The organism is Citreicoccus inhibens, assembly GCF_019039035.1.
GTDB lineage: Bacteria > Myxococcota > Myxococcia > Myxococcales > Myxococcaceae > Citreicoccus > Citreicoccus inhibens.
The window spans coordinates 39918-55807 of sequence record NZ_JAHNZT010000017.1; the positions used below are offsets into that span (position 1 = coordinate 39918).

Sequence of the window (15890 nt, forward strand, 5' to 3'; positions counted from 1 at the left end):
AAAGGGCCCCACGATGCCGAAATCACGCCCCCCGTACCCACCGGAGTTCCGTGAGAGGGTCGTCGAACTGATGAAGGCCGGCCGGTCCGGCAAGAGTCTCGCGAGAGAGTTCGGATGCACCGAGCAGAGCATCCGCAACTGGAGAAAGCAGTTGGAGGGGAGCGGCAGCGGCGCCCCCAGCAGCAACGGCGAAAGCAGGCCCGCGACCAGGGCGAGCAGTGCCGCCTCTGATGAGCGCGCTGAACTTGAGCGGCTGCGTCGCGAGGTACGGGTGCTGCGCGAGGAGCGCGACATCCTTAAAAAGCTGCGGCCTGGTTCGCGCAGGAGTCCGTGGCGACGCCCAGGCGGCGTACCGACTCGTGAAGGCGAACCAGGCCGTCCATGGCATCACGACGCTCTGCCGTGTCCTTGAGGTTTCCGAAAGCGGCTACCACACGTGGCGAACGCGTCTGCCCTCAAAACGGGCGGTGGCGGACGCAGGCCTCAGCGAGCGCATTCGCGCCATCCACGCGATGAGCGACGGCACCTACGGCGTGCCGCGCATCCACGCTGAGCTCGCGGCAGAGGGTGTGCACATCGGCCGCAAGCGCGTCGCCTGTCTCATGCGGGCAGCACGTCTCGAGGGCGTCAGTCGCCGCAAGTGGTGTGTCACCACGACGCGCGACGAGCGCGCACGCCCAGCGCCCGACCTGGTCGACCGCAAATTCGTGGCCCCTGGACCCGACCAGCTCTGGGTTGCCGACATCACGTACATTCCGACGCACTCAGGCTTCCTCTACCTCGCCATCGTGCTCGACGCATGGAGTCGCAAAGTCGTCGGCTGGGCCATGGCTGGCCACCTCAAGACGGAGCTCGTCGTGCGGGCACTCGACATGGCAGTGGTGCAGCGTCAGCCTCAGAACGTCGTGCACCACAGCGACCAAGGGACGCAGTACACCTCGATTGGCTTCGGGCTTCGGTGCAAGGAAGCTGGCGTGCGCCCCTCCATGGGCAGCGTTGGCGACGCGTATGACAACGCGATGTGTGAGAGCTTCTTCGCCACGCTCGAGTGCGAATTGCTCGCACGCTGCCGTTTCACGTCTCACGCCGAGGCACGGATGGCCGTCTTCCGCTTCATCGAGGGCTGGTACAACCCACTCCGTCGTCACTCCGCGCTGGACTACGAGTCGCCCTCTGGCTACGAGAAGAAGCACCGCGCTGCCGCTTGAGGGCGAAAGCGCGGAATGCTCTGTGGAACCGGGGCAACTCCACGACTTGGGGTATGCCTTCAGGCCCGTGCGCGAGCTGGCCCAAGAGTATGGCTTTACGCTCCGGGCCCCCAAACGACGCTCCCAGGTGAGGCTTCGGTGCGCACAGCGTTGACGCCCTTCGCCGCGATGGGGCGTCGAGCGAACCCACTACTGGCTCAACCGTTTCCGCCGTCTGCTGGTGCGCTGGGAGAAGCGAGAGGACACCTACGTCGCGATGCTCCACTTCGCGCTGGGCATCATCACTTGGTTCCACTCGCTCCTACCGAAATAGGCTCTGAGGGGCGCGGGCAGTCTGGCGGATCTCGGCGCGCTGGAGCTGCACTACATCAATCTGTCCAACCGGCTCATTGCTTCCACGGCGGAGTTCCGGACGGCCCTTTCCGCGGCGCATGGGGCCAGCGGTCTGGTGTTGGACATGCGCGGCTACCCGGCCTTCAACACCTACGAGGTGACCCGTCGCCTCATCCAGACCGAGTTCCTCACGCCCAACTTTCGGACCCCGCTCTGGAGCGGTCCCGAGGAATTCGGGTGGCAGGAAGAAGTGTATCCGGTTGCTCCACTGACGGGCCCTTCCTATGCAGGCCCCATCGTTCTCCTGGTGAGCCCCAAGACGGTGTCCGCAGCGGAGGATTTTCCATCAGGCTGACCGGAGCCCATCGAGTGAAGGTCGTGGGCCACCGCAGCACGGGGACGAATGGGGACGTCACCCTGTTGCTCCTGCCTGAACGCGTGAACACGTGGTCCACGGGCATGGAGATTCTCTTCCCGGACTTCGAGGCCGCGCCCACGGTCGTGGACCTCGCCACCGGGAGGGACGCGGAGTTGCTGCGCGTCATCGAGGTCCTGCGCACCGGTAACTGAGCGCGTCGGGTGCGCCCTTCTTGGGCCAAGAGGTGTGATGGCTCGCTGGCTCTGCTCCGACGGACTGCGGCTCCAGGTGAACATGTCTTGGCGTGCAACTGCTGGCGCCACCGCTATCAAATTTTCGTCATCGTCTGCCATTGCCGGACGTACACCGTTCGCCCCAGGATGCGACTGGAGGGGAGGAACAATCCATGGCTGGGTGTCCATTTTGATGTGGTTTAATTTTTCCGTTTTTGCCCAACATCGCAAAGACGCTCTCATGGTGAGATTCGCCATTGTGCTTATTGCAGTGCGACCTTCCCTGTCTGACGGTGCTTTGTGTCTGTCCACCGCTATGTCCTCAATTTTCTTGGGAGGGCCGGGCCATCTTCTGTCAGCTCAGCGCAGGTCTCGTGGCGTCAGATCCCAAAATCTATAGTTGAGCGAGGTGTTTGAGGACTCGCTACGCCTTCAGGCGCACCTTCATCGCATTCAAGGCTTGACCTTTAACTGGCCGGTACAGCAGAGTTCAATCAGTCACTCAGGGTCTGTGAGTGTTTCTTGATAGGCCCTATTGTCAGTCGAATGTTTTCGGGGTGTCTCGTAGAGTGACGTTCAAGGCGTGCAGGGCAACAAGGAGAAGGCGAGTGCGAGGATTCATTGCGACGTTGCTGGTAGCGGGGCTGGCGACTGCTTGTGGAGGGCTGGAAGGCGAGACGAAGGTGGTGGACGAGGCTCTTGGTGCCAGCGCGCAGGAGGTTGTTTGCCCGAGCTGTAACTTCCAGCACACAAAGTGCCTGAATCAGGCTCAGGGAAATCCGGATTTGGTTGCCGAGTGCGAGCGAGTTTGGGTTGATTGTCTGTATACTTGTCAAAACTAGTAAAATATGTGAATCCGGACATGCTTGGTTGGCGTGTCTGGGAGTGCCTCGGTGTTCGGAATGGGCAGATGTGGTGTAGATCTCCGCAAGATTCAGGGACTTCGGAAGCGGTGAGGCTTGCGCGCTCAGTTGAATGGACTCAGCGAAGCTAGGTCGATCTTTGCTCCCGTCAAGCGCAAATCCATCTGATGTAGGGACTGATGAATGCTTGGTCAGTCCCATGCATTGCAATCGCTGTGCCTGATGGGTGCGTGCAAGGCTGATGCATTCCGTTGTCAGGTGAGAAATCTCAAAGCGTCTCGTAGGGTGTCGTTTAACGAATGCAGCACAACATGGAGGATGCGAATGCGAGGATTGATTGCGACGCTAGTGGTGGCGGGGCTGATGTCCGCTTGCGGAGGGGTGGAGGGTGAGGCGAAGGTGGCGGACGAGTCGATTGGCACTAGCACCCAGGGGATCGCTTGCTCGAGTTGCAACTTTCAGCACAACTCCTGCCTGAACCAAGCGCATGGCGACCCGGCCTTGGTTGCTGAGTGTGATCGGGTTTGGGTTGACTGTCTGTCTGTCTGCAACTGATAGCTTAGGTTTTGAGCTTGGGCGACCTCAGGCGATATGCCTGGGGTCGTCGTCTTGATGCTGAGAGGGGCGTGGTGCGAGTTTTATTGCCGCCCATGTATCTCTGCTGTGCGCTCTCTATTGGTAAGGATGGCGTGGTTGAATCAAGCGTGACGGCATCTGCGGTTGTGGACCACTCATTGTACTCGACGAGAGTGAGCTTTACTTCCGCCTGCATCTGGGTGTTGGGGGGGATGATTTTCGCCGTCAGACTGCTGAAGAATCTCGCTGCAATGGAGTTGTCCCATCCGTGCCGTTGTAGTTCATAGGGGCGGTGGTGCAGTGGTCGCCCCCAATGTTTGGCAATCCTCAAGGGTTGCCTCGGTTTGAGCTTTTCAATGTGGGTCCCTGTGTTCTGTGAGCGTCATGTCGAACTCTGCGAGGAGGTGGCGACAGAGTGGGTGCGCTTAGTCCTACAGTCGTAGATTGAGACGAGCGCCGTGCGCCCGGTAATGGCAGACGATGGCGACGGCTTGATGGTGGCGGCGCCAGCGACTCCACGCCAAGACGTGCTCAATGGGAGCCACAGCGCGTCGGAGCAGGGCTACCAGCAGCCCGCGCACCTCTTGGACGGAGAATCGGACAAGGAGAGTCAATGCAGGCCGCGCCGACCGAGAAACGCCCGCATGGGGTTTCTTCGCGTCGGCAGGCCGAGGGCTTTTGGGGGCAAGCCCTCCTCTGGTCCGAGGTTGGCCAGTGCCCGTGCCGCGGCGAGGAAGACGTGAGCCACCAGACACAACGTCATGTGTCGGTGCCACGCCGTCCACGTTCGCACCTCGTAGTCAGCCAGGCCGACTTCGCCCTTGGAGGACTCGAAATCCTCCTCAATTACCCACCGACTGCCGGCGACCCTCACCAGCGAAGCCAACGAGGCATTGCGTCGGGCATGGGCCACGTAGAAGGCCACTTTTCCATCCGAGAGGCTGCGCCGGAAGAGAAGCCAGCGAGACAGCCCCAGGTGGCGATTGAGGCGGAGACGGGCCCACTCGTAGAGCCGAGGGCCCTTGGTACCCGCGCTCGCGGACATGCGCACCCATGCCTCCGGCGGGACTTCTCGTAGCGCGTCTGCCGGCTTCACCTGGACGAAGCCGCGCCACACATGCGTGTTGGACGCCACCGTCAGCACGTAGGGCTGGCGCAAGTCTTCCAGGAAGCGGCGCAGGGTGGAGTCGCGTCCATAGACTTCATCACCCACCACCCACGCGGGCTTCAGTCCCGAGGCCAGCGCACGTTGCAGCAGGCCCTGCGCCAGGGCGGGCTTGGACTCGAAGCTCACCTCGTCTGGCACGCCCCCCGCCCTGCGGCGCTCCGCGTCCTGCGCCCACGCCTCGGGCAGGTACAGCTCCCGGTCCACCAGGGCATGGCCTCGAGGCGTCGCGTAGGAGAGGAAGACGCCTACCTGGGCATTCTCCACCTTGCCCGCGGTGCCGGTGTACTGGCGTGCCACGCCCACCGACTTCTCCCCCTTCTTCAGGAAGCCCATCTCATCCACCGCGAGGATGCCTCCTTCTCCGAGCGTCCTGCGTGCGTACTCCAGCAAGCCGTCGCGCACCTCTTCCGAATCCCACTTCGCGCGCTCCAGCAAGTGCTGAATGGCATACGGCGCGCGATGCCCCACGTCCTCCGAGAGGCCCCAGGTATTCTTGCGTTGCGCCTGCCCCAGCAGGGCTTTGACGTACTCGTGGGCCGCGGCATGCGCTTCGCGACGGCGGAAGTAGGGCTCCAACCAGGCGCCCACTCCCTCCAACTCCATGGCGAGTTGGCTCACCAGTCGCACCTCTGGGGCCTGCTGCTTCGGGTCTGCCGAGGACTGGATTGGAAGCATCGCTCCTCCCCCTTCTGTTCCTTCGACAGAAGGGATGCTCACGCTTCTTCCGAACTACAACTGTAGGACTAGCGAATGAGGAGCGCGACGTGTGTTTCCGAAACACGTTGGCCCCATGCGCCCTTCTTGGCATGGCGGGAGGGCCGTCGCTTGGCAGCCACCGCGACTACACGTACCGCTCGGCCAACCGAGACACGTGCCCGGTGGCTTGGGTCACGGCGGTGGCGGCCTCCTGCGTGGTGCCGAGCTGGCGCAGGGTCTCCGCCATCAGGTCATCCAGCTCACGCACGGCGATGAAGAGCTGATCGACGCCCGCGTGCTGCTGTCCCACGGCCTCGGCGATCTGCCGCACGGCGCCCGCTGCGTCCAACGCCAACGCGATGAGCTCTCGCAAGCGCTCACCGCTGAGACGCAGGGGCCCGAGCGCGGCCTCGACGCCCTGGGCGCTGCGGTCCGCCTGACTGACGGCCGCGCCGGTGGCGTCCACCATGCCCTCCAGCAACCCGCGCACCTGCCCCGTCGCGCGAATGGACTGGTCCGCCAGCTCGCGCATCTGCCGCGCTACGACTCCGAAGCCCCGGCCCTGCTCGCCCGCGCGGCTCGCCTCGATGGCCGCGTTGATGGCCAGCATGTGCGACTGGTCCGCCAGCGACTTCACCAGCTCCGACACGCGGCCCACCTCGCGCGCCCGGTTCCCCAGGTCGCTCACCTGCTGGTGCAGCCCCGCGGTGATGTCTCGGATGTCGGCGAGGCCCTTCTCGGTGCCCGCCAGCGCCTCCTCGCCCATCTTCCCCAGCGATGCCGCGCGCTCGGCCACCTGGAGCGTGTTGCGCGCTCGCGCCGAGGCCACGTTCGACATCTGCTGAATCTCCTGGGCGGTGGCGCGCGCCTGATGCAGCGCCGCGGCCTGCCGCGACAGCGTGCGGTTCTGCTGCTCGCTCGCCTCCGTCAGCCGCGAGCCAGCCCGAGCCAGATGCCCCGCCGAGGAACTCAGCGACCGGGGCAGCTCCTGCAATCGCTCGTAGAGCATCCACGTGCGAGCGGACAGGTCGCCCAACTCATCCGAGGACACCCACTGCGGCGGCGTGGCGCGGCCTTCCACCAGCGCCTCCAGCGATGCGCCCACCGCGCGCGCGCCCGTGGCCAGTCGTCGCGCCGCCCACGCGGCGGTGAAGATGGAGCCCAGCGCCGCGAACCCACCCAGCATCGCCACGGGCGTCGCGAGGTCCGCCTGGAGCGGCTGGATGCTCGCGCGCACCCGCGCCGCGCCATGCCCATCCCGCGACAGCTCCAGGTCCCGCGCCAGCGCGTCCAGGCTGCGCTCCAAGCGCAGCTCCATGGTCACGATGCTGGTGATGCACGTCACGAGCAGCGCGGAGACGACCAGCGCCGGCAGGAACCAGCTCTGCCGAGGCAGCAGCAGGCCCTGGCTCGTGGGGCGCTCGTGCGGCGCGCGCCGGAACGCCTCCAGCGTCACGGGCGCCAGCGTGCGCTCGTAGAGCATGTAGAGGATGGGCGCGCTGAAGAGGCCCGCGCTCATCGCCACCGCCACACCCACCAGCACCACCATGGGGGGCCGGTCCAACGCCACGCCAATGGCCCCGTTGAAGAAGATGCCGCCCACGAACCAGCCGGCCTGTGCTTCTCCGAAGGCCAGCACGGCGGGCAGGCGCATCAGCCGCCCCAGCCGCGCCCCTTCCTGCCCCGGCGCCTCATGAAGCGCGCGCCGAAGCAACACGCCCACCGCGCCAATGGGAACCACCAACGCCAGACCGCCAATCACAATGGGGGTGACGACGCCCAGCACGAAGCCCAGCATGCTGCTGTCGATGTCCAACAGCTGGGTGTCAACGTAGATGGCGGGAGCGACCGCCACCGTGACGACAAGGGTGCGCAAGAGCAGCAGCCGGAGGAGCAGCGCGCCGGAGGAGTCGTTCGAGGAGGTCGTCATCTTGTAGGTCGGGCGGAACGCTCCCAAGCCTGAGCGGGAAGCGAGAGTCCGTCAACGAGCCAGGTCGGGTCGAGGTGCGGGAAGTCCCTACTCTCCGGGGCTATCTGGGAGGAGGACGACCAGCCAGGGGGCGCGGGTGTGTCACGAGCGGTGAGGGTGCCCAGGGTGACGAGGGGAACCCATCCCCGAAAGGAGGCCCGCCATGGGCGAGCTGTTCGACAAGGCGAAGGGGAAGTTGAAGGAGGCCGCTGGAGCCCTCACCGGCGATCGCAAGCTGGAGGCCGAGGGAAAAGCCGACAAGGCCAAGGGCGACATCAAGGGCAAGTTCGAGGACGCCAAGCGCGCCGTGAAGGACACGGTGGACTCGAGCACGCCGCGGAGGGACGAGCCGTAGCGTCCCGACTCCCGCGCGAGCCCGCGTCCCTCCTGGGCGCATCGGGCTCGCGCTGGGGCCTCACCGCTTCGACGTCCCCGGGGGGCATGCCACCTCGAGGAAGGTGGTGGACTTGCCGCTGACCATCACCCACAGGCAGCGCAGCACACACGCGACGCCGAACTCCCGGTAGATGAGCCCCAGGTGGGTGACCACCTCTCGTCCGGTGATGACACCGCGCATGGCACCGCCCCCTTGCTTCCCTGCTGCCGACCGGACACCCGCCGAACCGTCGTGTGTCGCGCCGCCCCCTTTGCAAGCAGCTGGCCGGGCCTCGGCGGCTCGGCGGGCGCCCGGTGTCCTCGGCGCGACAGCCCAACACCGCCATCCGTCGTCATGGCGTGCGCGTGCGTCTGGGCGCAGGTGCGTGGGGGCGCGTGGAAGGCGGGAAAACTTACAGGTGTCCCGTCCATCCGGTGACGCACGGGGCAGGCGCCCGTTCGGCGTGGAGGCCTGTCCGCTCGGATGCGGAGAGCCCGCGCGAGCCCTGGCCTCCCCGCTCGGGGCGTTGGATGTGCGACCCAGGGCGCCAACGGGCACTACTACTTGAAGGAGAGGAGGTTTCCACATGCGGCCACACGAGACACTCAGGGGAGGCAAGCCATTGCTGCTGGCGGGTCCCGCGCGTGGCCAGCGGGGCTTGTCCCGCGTGGTGGTGGGGATGGACTTCTCGCTCGGCTCCGAGTTCGCCCTGGCGCGGGCATTGCGCCTGCCGCTGGGTCACGGCGCCACCTTCAGCGTGCTGCACGCCAGCCCGCCGCTGGATGGGCGAGACGGTCCGGATGGCACGCTGCCCGCGGACCGCTGCCTGCGGCGCGCGGTGGCCTCGGCGTGCCGGCGGCTGCGCGGTCGGGTGGACGTGGAGGTGTGCGAGGCCGCGCGCCAGGGGGAGGCCGCCGAGGTGGTGGCGGCGCTGGCGGACGAGCTGGGCGCGGAGCTGGTGGTGGTGGGCCGGCCGCACGTGACGTATCCGGTGCGCGAGCTGGCGATGGACTCGCTGGTGCGCCGGCTCGTGCGGCGGGCGGGCACGTCGGTGTTGGTGGTGGTGCCGCACCCGGCGCGCGCGTATCAGCGGCCGTTGGTGGCGGTGAACTTCTCGCGCGAGTCCCGCCGCGCGCTGGAGCTGACGCTGCGGCTGTGCCCCTCCTCGGCGGTGGTGGATGTGTTGCACGTGGTGGACGCGCGGGAGGAGGAGAAGGCGCTGGGCGAGAACGGCGCGCGGGGCGAGCGGCGCCTGCTGCTGCGCCAGGAGCGCGAGTCCGCGGCGCGCGCGGCGCTCGTTCGCTTCCTGGCCCCGTACCGGGAGATTGGGCGCACGCTCCAGCTGCGCGTGCGGTGGGGGGAGCCCTCCGAAGGCATCCTCGCCGAGTCCCTGGACCAGGGCTCGGATCTGCTCGCCGTGGGCATGTCCTCGGCCGAGGCGCGCACGCCGATGACGGAGCGGGTGCTGGCGCGCGCGCCCTGCGATGTCCTCGTGTCGCGGCACCTGCGCACCCTCGTTCATCCGGGCGAGGGGGGCCTGGAGGACCTCACCGGAGCGCCGCACGCGTGATGCCGGCGCGCGGCGCGTGACACCCCGCCGCGTTATGAGAGGGGACCTTGTCTCCTCCATCCGCACCCCGCCCGCCGCCTCCCATCTGGGCCCGCATGAAGAACGCGGGCAGCCTCTTCAAACAGCTCCCAGGGACGTTCCACCTCTTCTGGCAGGCGAGTCCGCGCCTGGCGGTGGGCCTGGGCGCGCTGACGCTGGTGGCGGCGCTGTTGCCCGCGAGCATCGCGTGGGTGGGCAAGCTCATCGTGGACACGGTGGTGGCGGCCTCGCGCGGAGACGCCGCGGCGCACGGGCGCGTGTGGGGACTGGTGGCGCTGGAGTTCGCGCTGATGGTGGGCTCGGCCGTGATGGACCGGGCGCTGAACCTCACGCGTGAGCTGCTGCGGGCCAACCTGGGCAACCTGCTCAGCGAGCGCATCCTCCAGAAGGCGCTGGAGCTGGAGCTGCGGCACTTCGAGGACTCGGACACCTACGACAAGATGCAGAACGCGCGGCGCGAGGCGAACAGCCGGCCGCTGTCGCTGGTGATGCAGGCGTTCTCCATCGTCCGCAACCTCATCACCCTGTCCACGTACGCGGTGCTGCTCGTCTCCCTGTCGCCGTGGAGCGTGGGGGTGCTGGTGGCCGCGTCCATCCCCGCCTTCATCGCGGAGGCGCGCCTGGCCGCGGAGGGCTTCCGGCTCTATTCGTGGCGCGCGCCCGAGGGCCGCAAGCTCAACTATCTGGAATGGATCCTCACGCGCGACAGCCACGTGAAGGAAGTGAAGCTGTTTGGTTTGGGGCCGCTGGTGCTGGGGCGCTACCGGACGCTGTTCCAGAAGTTCTTCGATGAAGACCGGGCGCTGTCGGTGAAGCGCATGGCCTGGGGGCTGGGATTGGGCCTCTTGTCCCTGGGCGCCTTCTACGGCTGCTATCTCTTCGTGGCGGGGCGGGCGGCGGCGGGCGGCATCACCGTGGGCGACATGGTGCTGTACTTGTCTGTCTTCAGACAGGGACAGGCCTCGTTCCAAGGCATCCTGACGAGCGTGGGCTCCATGTATGAGGACGCGCTCTTCATGACCAACCTGTTCGCGTTCCTGGACATCCCCACGGGAGGCGAGGCGCCTCGGGTGCTGCCGCCCGTGTCGCCCCCGCGCGCGCGGCGCAACGCCATCGAGCTGAAGGATGTGTCGTTCCGCTATCCCGGGAAGGACGCGTGGGCGCTGCGCGACGTGTCGCTGAAGCTGGAGCCCGGGCAGAAGCTGGCCCTGGTGGGCGAGAACGGCGCGGGCAAGAGCACGCTCGTGAAGCTGCTCTTGCGCCTGTACGAGCCCACGCAGGGCGACATCGTCTATGGCGGGGTGAACCTGAAGGACATGGACGTGGAGGACCTGCGCACGCGCTTCGGGGCCGTGTTCCAGGACTTCGTGCGCTACCAGTTCAACGTGGCGGAGAACATCGGGCTGGGGCACGTGCCGGCGCTGGAGGATCGCAACCGCATCGTGCGCGCGGCGGAGCAGGGTGGGGCGAACACGGTCATCGCCGGGTTGCCCGGCCAGTACGAGACCATGCTGGGCGGCTGGTTCGAGAAGGGACAGGAGCTGTCCGCGGGGCAGTGGCAGAAGCTCGCGGTGGCGCGGGCCTTCATGCGCGAGGACGCCGAGGTGCTCATCCTGGACGAGCCCACCGCGAGCATCGACGCGGAGGCCGAACACGCGCTCTTCGAGCGGTTCCAGGCGCTGGCGGCGGACCGCATCGCCATCGTGATTTCACACCGCTTCTCCACGGTGCGGATGGCGGATCAAATCGCCGTGCTGCACAACGGCCGGGTGGACGAGCTGGGCAGCCACGATGAGCTGATGGCGCGCAACGGGCGCTACGCGCACCTGTTCCACCTCCAGGCGCGGGGCTACCGGGACTGAGGGGACGGGGCCTCGGGCTTGGGCAGGTGGTCGCGGATGACGCCGAGCCAATAGGCCTTGCCGTAGTACTGGCTCATCTTCCCCAGGAGGGTGCCGTCCTTGAATAGGAGGAACGTGGGGATGCCGAAGAGGCCGAAGCGGCGGGCCAGCTCCTCTTCCTGATAGGCGTTGACCTGGACGACGCGCATCCGGGCGCCGTCCAGCTCGGCGAGCAGCTCGGGCTCGGCCTCGGCGTAGATGTCGCAGTTGGGGCAGCCGTCGCCCCAGAAGTCCACCACGACCAGCTCGTCGCGGGGTTCCAGGACCAGTCGGTCGAAGGTCTCGGTGGTGGCGTCGAAGCGCGCGGGAAGGGCCATGGCGGGTGCCTAACGGGAGGGCGGGCGCGCTTCAACCCTCGGGCTTGGGGCGTCGGCCGGGGTTGGGGCGGGCGGCCGGGCGCTGGGAGGTGCGCCGCGCCGGGGCCGAGGGAGCTGGGATGGAGGGGCCCGCCGAGTCAGGTTGACCAGGTATGTCTGGGTGGGGGCGGGAGAAATCGCAACCCGAGGGCCGCGAGACGCGCTGCGCGAAAGGGCGTGGGCGCCATAAGGTGTATCGCGCAGTGGCTGATGTCGTGGAGGGGTCATGCACGAGTGGTTGGAGGCACTTCGGAAGTCGGCGAAGACAGCGTCATCTGGCGTCCTCGCGGAGGAGATCCGCCGCGCCGAGACAGAGTGTGGCGTCCCGTTCCCCGAGGAGCTGGCGGACCTGTACCTGTCCATCAACGGCGGTGAGTTCCTGGGCGAGGTGAACCTCTTCGCGCTGCACGGCGACGAGGGTGCGCCGAGCGTGCTGGAGAAGACGCGCCTCAAGCTCGTGGGGCTGCCGGCGGCGGGGGTGTGGCGTATCGGCGTGAAGGGGCAGCACCGGCATCTGTTCGGCGCGCGCAAGTCGGCGATGGTGGAGCAGGGGGACGGAGGCGGCCCGCTGCCGGGCTGGATGGACGCGCTGGAGGCGGACGACTGGGTCTACGGCACGTGGGACGCTGAGAAGAAGGAGATGCGGCTGTACCGCTCGTTGAAGGGCATGTTGGAGGTGCTGATTCCGCCCGCCGAGGTGGAGAGCTTCGGTGAGCGCACCTTCGCGCGAGCGATGAACGCGGTGTTGCAGGGTGCGCTGTCGGGGCTGGAGGTGGCGGAGGAGGAGTCGCAGCTTCGAGAGGAGCCGCGCGTCGTCTACGACGAGGACGAGCAGGCGTCGCGAGAGGCGGCGGAAGCTGGAGACATGGCGGCCGAAGGGATGCGGGTGAAGCGAGTCGCGGAGCCCAAGCGCCTCCTGCCGCCCCCGTCCAAGCCCCGAGCGCCAAAGGCCCGCAAGCCCGAGTCCACCCCTGAGCCAGTCAGCGCCCCGGAGCCCAAGGTCACTGAGGCACCGGCGCCCGTCGCCGTGACGGAGGCCGTGCCCGAGAAGAAGGCCCCCGTGGCGAAGAAGGCCGCCAAGAAGGCCCCGGAGCCGAAGGAGGCCCCGGTCCAGGTCGACGCGTTCGAGACGTCCGTGTTCGAGAAGAGCACGGTCTCCGCGAAGGCCGAGGGAGCCAAGGCGACCGCGCAGCCAGCCGGTGACAAGGCCAAGGCCACTACGTCCACGCAGGCGGTGATGATCACCGTGTTTGAGACGCCGTCGCCCGCGCCCGCCAAGGCGGCAGGAAGCAAGGCCACGGTGTCTGGGAAGCCGTCGGCTGCGCCCGCCAAGACAGCAGGAATCAAGGCCACGGTGTCTGAGAAGCCGTCGGCCGCGCCCGCCAAGGCGGCAGGAGTCAAGGCCACGGTGTCTGAGAAGCCGTCGGCCGCGCCCGCCAAGGCGGCAGGAAGCACGGTGTCTGAGAAGCCGTCGGCCGCGCCCGCCAAGGCAGCAGGAAGCAAGGCGTCGACGAAGCCGGTCGTTGCGGTGGTGGGAGGCAATGCCGCCAAGAAGTCCGTCGCTGCGCCAGCGAAGCCTTCGGTCGTGTCCACGAAGTCAGCGGGAAGCACGTCGTCGGCAACGCCCGCCGCGCCAGCGAAGCGAGGTGCGACCAAGACTGCGACGGCGAAGGCTGGGGCATCGGTCAATGCCGCCGCGAAGAAGGCTGGTGGCAAGGCCGCGACGAAGGCGCCTGGGGTGAAGGCGCCCGCGGCGAAGAAGTCCGCAGGCAAGGCGGCGGCGAAGAAGCCTGCGAGCAAGGTCGTGGCGAAGCAGTCCACGGGTAAGGCCATGGCAAAGAAGCCCACAGGCAAGCCCATCGCGAAGAAGTCCGCGAGCAAGGTCGTGGCGAAGCAGTCCACGGGTAAGGCCACGGCGAAGAAGCCCACAGGCAAGCCCGTCGCGAAGAAGCCCGCGAGCACGAAGTCGCCCGCGACGAAATCCACGGACAAGACCGCCGCGAAGAAGCCCGCGAGCACGAAGTCGCCCGCGAAGAAGACTGGCGCGAGTCGGCGTCGTTAAGCTCCGTGCAGCGGAAGCTCAAGGCCACGGCATGCACGATGCCGTGGCCTTTCTTCTGTCCGGACCCCGGGCCCGAAGGGCTTCAGGAGGGTTGATTCCGAGCCCCCTTCTCACGAGGAAACGCCCCAGGTCGGGCCAGGGGCTCGCGGAGGCGAGCGGTTCGCATCGAGAACCGTGGACGCGCTAGTGTCGGGGACCTTGGGGGAACGCATGCGCATTCCGTCACCGCAGGCCGCGAGAGGGTTGTCATGAGCACACCTTCCGACAGCGCGAAGCCGCTCCCGGAGAGTTCGCTGCACGAGCCCATCCTGGGCAGTCGCGCGGGGCAGCTCACGGGGCTGGATGTCACGGGCGCACCGCTGGTCGATTATCCCGGCAACGCCTCGGGCCCGATGGTGGCGAGGTTGGCCGTGGTGCTGGATGCGAAGGGCTTGCAGGAGGCGGTCGCCCGTCACCAGAAGGTGGTGCTCCTCTTCGAGAACGGAGACCCTCGGCTGCCGTTCATCATGGGGCTCATCCAGGAGCCCAGTGCGACGCCCCTGGTGGACGCGCTGCTGAACACGCCGGCTCCGGTCCGGCCTCCCACGGAGGCCCACGTTGACGGCAAGCGAGTGGTCATCGAGGGCCAGGACGAAATCGTCCTCAAATGTGGCGAGGCAAGCATCACGTTGCGCCGCAACGGCAAGGTCATCGTGAAGGGAACGACCTTGGAGTCGCGGGCGACCGGAACCCACCGCATCAAAGGCGGCTCCGTGGAGATCAACTGAGTTCTGGATATCGGCCCGGTATCCACTTCGTTCTTGATGAGTCTATGGGCGAAGCCAGGCATCCTCTTGCATCGGCCGGCAGGATGCCTCTCGGGCCAGCCTCGGAATCAAGTCCAACCGCTCGGGCGCGGCGAGCTTGCGGGACTGCGCGAGTCGCACGAGGGCGAGTCCATTGAGATAGACCTTCCCCTCTGTCGCGTCGATCTCCTGGTCGAAGTCGAGCTGCTTCCGATACTGCTGGATGTTTGCCTTTCTTGTTTCAAGCACCGCGTCGAGACCCGCGCAGAACGCATCTTCGTTCATGTCGAGCAGGGCTTCGCAGACAGCGAGATAGGCAGTGGGCTCGCCCTTCACCAAGCGGGTCCAGCGGTCGAGGATGTCCTGGAGTGCGGTCTTGTCCCCGGGAGTACTCAGCAGTCGTTGCTGGAAGTGGAAGAAGAGGAAGTCCTCCTCGTACTCAACGCCTTGCGCGAACGTCTTGGGTGAATGCGAGGCGATGAGGTGCGCGGTGTCGAGGTCTCCCGCCGCCAGCGCGGCGACAAAGCCCGTATCCTTGCTGATGGCCAGCAAGGGCCCGGGAGCCGGGACCTCCGCGGCGGCCCGCCTCAGGAGATTCAGCCGGGCCAGTCCTGACTTGCACAAGAGGGTGGCGAACTGCTCCCCGTTCAGGTCCTGCAACAGGGCACAGATTCCCAGGATGCGGTAGGAGAAGGTGATGGTGGCGAAGTCCTGGTCGATGCCGTCGCCTTCCTCCACCAACTGAAGGGCCCGCTGAAGCTGGTAGCCGTAGTTCTCCTGCGCCAGTTCCAGGGGATCGAGTCTCATTGGATGTCGACCTTCGTGCCCAGGGGGTAGAAGACCGTTCCCTGCATCCCTTGCGCTTCCATCAGGGCCTTGAGGTCCTCTCGCACCAGGATGACTCGAGGCATCATGGAGAGCCGGAAGAGATTGACCTTCGAGTCCAGCTCCGCATCCTTCAAGTAGAGGCGCCGCAGGCGGTCGAACTGGGGTTCTCCGCTCGGACTGGTGACTCTCGCGCCCATGCTCCGGTCCATGTCCCCCCAGGGGCGCGTGCCAACGACATTGGCGATGTAGCAGTCGTCACTGGCGGGACGTCCCTTGTGGGTGAGCAGCGAGAAGCGCAGGAACTCGATGGGCTCGGTTGCATGCGAGGCCAGCAGTTCCTTCATTCGCGCGGACACCAACAGATAGCCGAGGGTGTTGGGAATGGCGTCCGGGATCTTGCTTCCCGGGACCTCGGGAGCCATCTGGAGGCTGAGACCTTGCGGATACTCCGTGCCCAAGGGCTTGCCCACAGTGGGCTTGTAGAAGTTGGACAATGCGCTCGGGTACTTCCAGACCTGGCAGTACTCGGGTTTCGCGGAGTCGGCGCTGAGTATGAAGTAGCTGGTCAC

At 66.7% G+C, this 15890-nt stretch carries 14 protein-coding genes and 1 pseudogene; 9 read left to right on the forward strand and 6 right to left on the reverse strand.

Translation table 11 applies throughout. From position 1 onward, the window contains the following. The first annotated feature begins 13 nt into the window (after positions 1 to 13). From KRR26_RS20250 to KRR26_RS20265, 4 genes and pseudogenes are all read left to right on the forward strand, one after another. Positions 14 to 1208 (forward strand): IS3 family transposase gene (locus KRR26_RS20250; protein ID WP_217080592.1). Its coding sequence is split into 2 segments (ribosomal slippage): positions 14 to 306 and positions 305 to 1208, totalling 1197 coding nucleotides; the frame shifts between segments, so codons are not numbered across the junction. 166 nt (positions 1209 to 1374) lie between these two features. Next, positions 1375 to 1521 (forward strand): annotated as a pseudogene (locus KRR26_RS20255) (IS5/IS1182 family transposase); the annotation flags it as partial. Between the two features lie 144 nt (positions 1522 to 1665). Then, positions 1666 to 1896 (forward strand): hypothetical protein, encoded by a 231-nt coding sequence (locus KRR26_RS20260; protein WP_147423095.1) that lies wholly within the window; start codon positions 1666 to 1668, stop codon positions 1894 to 1896. 14 nt (positions 1897 to 1910) lie between these two features. Continuing rightward, positions 1911 to 2111, forward strand: coding sequence for a hypothetical protein (locus KRR26_RS20265; RefSeq protein WP_120210576.1), 201 nt, complete (start codon positions 1911 to 1913; stop codon positions 2109 to 2111). A 2070-nt stretch (positions 2112 to 4181) separates the two neighbouring features. Here KRR26_RS20265 and KRR26_RS20270 read toward each other — a convergent pair. Together KRR26_RS20270 and KRR26_RS20275 are read right to left on the reverse strand one after the other, a co-directional pair. Further along, positions 4182 to 5414: an IS701 family transposase gene (locus KRR26_RS20270; RefSeq protein ID WP_217080593.1), complete on the reverse strand. Its 1233-nt coding sequence runs from the start codon at positions 5412 to 5414 to the stop codon at positions 4182 to 4184. Between the two features lie 166 nt (positions 5415 to 5580). Further along, the gene (locus KRR26_RS20275; protein ID WP_120210575.1) at positions 5581 to 7365 is read right to left on the reverse strand and encodes a methyl-accepting chemotaxis protein; all 1785 of its coding nucleotides are present in this window, start codon (positions 7363 to 7365) and stop codon (positions 5581 to 5583) included. A gap of 202 nt (positions 7366 to 7567) precedes the next feature. Between KRR26_RS20275 and KRR26_RS20280 the strand changes: the two genes are divergently transcribed. Then, positions 7568 to 7759 carry a CsbD family protein gene (locus KRR26_RS20280; RefSeq protein WP_217080594.1) on the forward strand — a complete coding sequence of 64 codons (192 nt, stop codon included), beginning with the start codon at positions 7568 to 7570 and terminating at the stop codon, positions 7757 to 7759. Between the two features lie 60 nt (positions 7760 to 7819). Here KRR26_RS20280 and KRR26_RS20285 read toward each other — a convergent pair whose 3' ends face one another. After that, positions 7820 to 7981 (reverse strand): hypothetical protein, encoded by a 162-nt coding sequence (locus KRR26_RS20285; protein ID WP_199723962.1) that lies wholly within the window; start codon positions 7979 to 7981, stop codon positions 7820 to 7822. A 385-nt stretch (positions 7982 to 8366) separates the two neighbouring features. Between KRR26_RS20285 and KRR26_RS20290 the strand changes: the two genes are divergently transcribed. Together KRR26_RS20290 and KRR26_RS20295 are read left to right on the forward strand one after the other, a co-directional pair. After that, positions 8367 to 9350 (forward strand): universal stress protein, encoded by a 984-nt coding sequence (locus KRR26_RS20290; protein WP_120210573.1) that lies wholly within the window; start codon positions 8367 to 8369, stop codon positions 9348 to 9350. 95 nt (positions 9351 to 9445) lie between these two features. Beyond that, positions 9446 to 11251, forward strand: coding sequence for an ABC transporter ATP-binding protein (locus KRR26_RS20295; RefSeq protein ID WP_217080634.1), 1806 nt, complete (start codon positions 9446 to 9448; stop codon positions 11249 to 11251). Here the strand turns inward: KRR26_RS20295 and KRR26_RS20300 are convergent. Beyond that, positions 11239 to 11607, reverse strand: a complete 369-nt coding sequence (locus KRR26_RS20300; protein WP_217080595.1) for a thioredoxin family protein — start codon at positions 11605 to 11607, stop codon at positions 11239 to 11241. The genes KRR26_RS20295 and KRR26_RS20300 overlap by 13 nt on opposite strands. A 265-nt stretch (positions 11608 to 11872) precedes the next feature. Here KRR26_RS20300 and KRR26_RS20305 point away from each other — a divergent pair, with 265 nt between their 5' ends. Both KRR26_RS20305 and KRR26_RS20310 read left to right on the forward strand, forming a co-directional pair. Next, positions 11873 to 13708 (forward strand): SMI1/KNR4 family protein, encoded by a 1836-nt coding sequence (locus KRR26_RS20305; protein ID WP_217080596.1) that lies wholly within the window; start codon positions 11873 to 11875, stop codon positions 13706 to 13708. Positions 13709 to 13956: 248 nt separating this feature from the next. Further along, complete coding sequence (locus KRR26_RS20310) at positions 13957 to 14475, forward strand: DUF6484 domain-containing protein (protein WP_120210570.1); 519 nt, start codon at positions 13957 to 13959, stop codon at positions 14473 to 14475. 42 nt (positions 14476 to 14517) lie between these two features. Here the strand turns inward: KRR26_RS20310 and KRR26_RS20315 are convergent, their stop codons facing one another. Then, a complete protein-coding gene (locus tag KRR26_RS20315) occupies positions 14518 to 15300 on the reverse strand; it encodes an immunity 49 family protein (RefSeq protein ID WP_120210569.1) in 783 nt (260 codons plus the stop codon). Continuing rightward, positions 15297 to 15890 (reverse strand): imm11 family protein, encoded by a 594-nt coding sequence (locus tag KRR26_RS20320; RefSeq protein ID WP_120210568.1) that lies wholly within the window; start codon positions 15888 to 15890, stop codon positions 15297 to 15299. The genes KRR26_RS20315 and KRR26_RS20320 overlap by 4 nt, the downstream gene beginning before the upstream one ends.

Coding starts and splice junctions, on each gene's coding strand:
- KRR26_RS20260 (WP_147423095.1), top strand. CDS start 1,666: ATGCGCGGCTACCCGGCCTTCAACACCTACGAGGTGACCCGTCGCCTC.
- KRR26_RS20270 (WP_217080593.1), bottom strand. CDS start 5,414: ATGCTTCCAATCCAGTCCTCGGCAGACCCGAAGCAGCAGGCCCCAGAG.
- KRR26_RS20275 (WP_120210575.1), bottom strand. CDS start 7,365: ATGACGACCTCCTCGAACGACTCCTCCGGCGCGCTGCTCCTCCGGCTG.
- KRR26_RS20280 (WP_217080594.1), top strand. CDS start 7,568: ATGGGCGAGCTGTTCGACAAGGCGAAGGGGAAGTTGAAGGAGGCCGCT.
- KRR26_RS20285 (WP_199723962.1), bottom strand. CDS start 7,981: ATGCGCGGTGTCATCACCGGACGAGAGGTGGTCACCCACCTGGGGCTC.
- KRR26_RS20290 (WP_120210573.1), top strand. CDS start 8,367: ATGCGGCCACACGAGACACTCAGGGGAGGCAAGCCATTGCTGCTGGCG.
- KRR26_RS20295 (WP_217080634.1), top strand. CDS start 9,446: ATGAAGAACGCGGGCAGCCTCTTCAAACAGCTCCCAGGGACGTTCCAC.
- KRR26_RS20300 (WP_217080595.1), bottom strand. CDS start 11,607: ATGGCCCTTCCCGCGCGCTTCGACGCCACCACCGAGACCTTCGACCGA.
- KRR26_RS20305 (WP_217080596.1), top strand. CDS start 11,873: ATGCACGAGTGGTTGGAGGCACTTCGGAAGTCGGCGAAGACAGCGTCA.
- KRR26_RS20310 (WP_120210570.1), top strand. CDS start 13,957: ATGAGCACACCTTCCGACAGCGCGAAGCCGCTCCCGGAGAGTTCGCTG.
- KRR26_RS20315 (WP_120210569.1), bottom strand. CDS start 15,300: ATGAGACTCGATCCCCTGGAACTGGCGCAGGAGAACTACGGCTACCAG.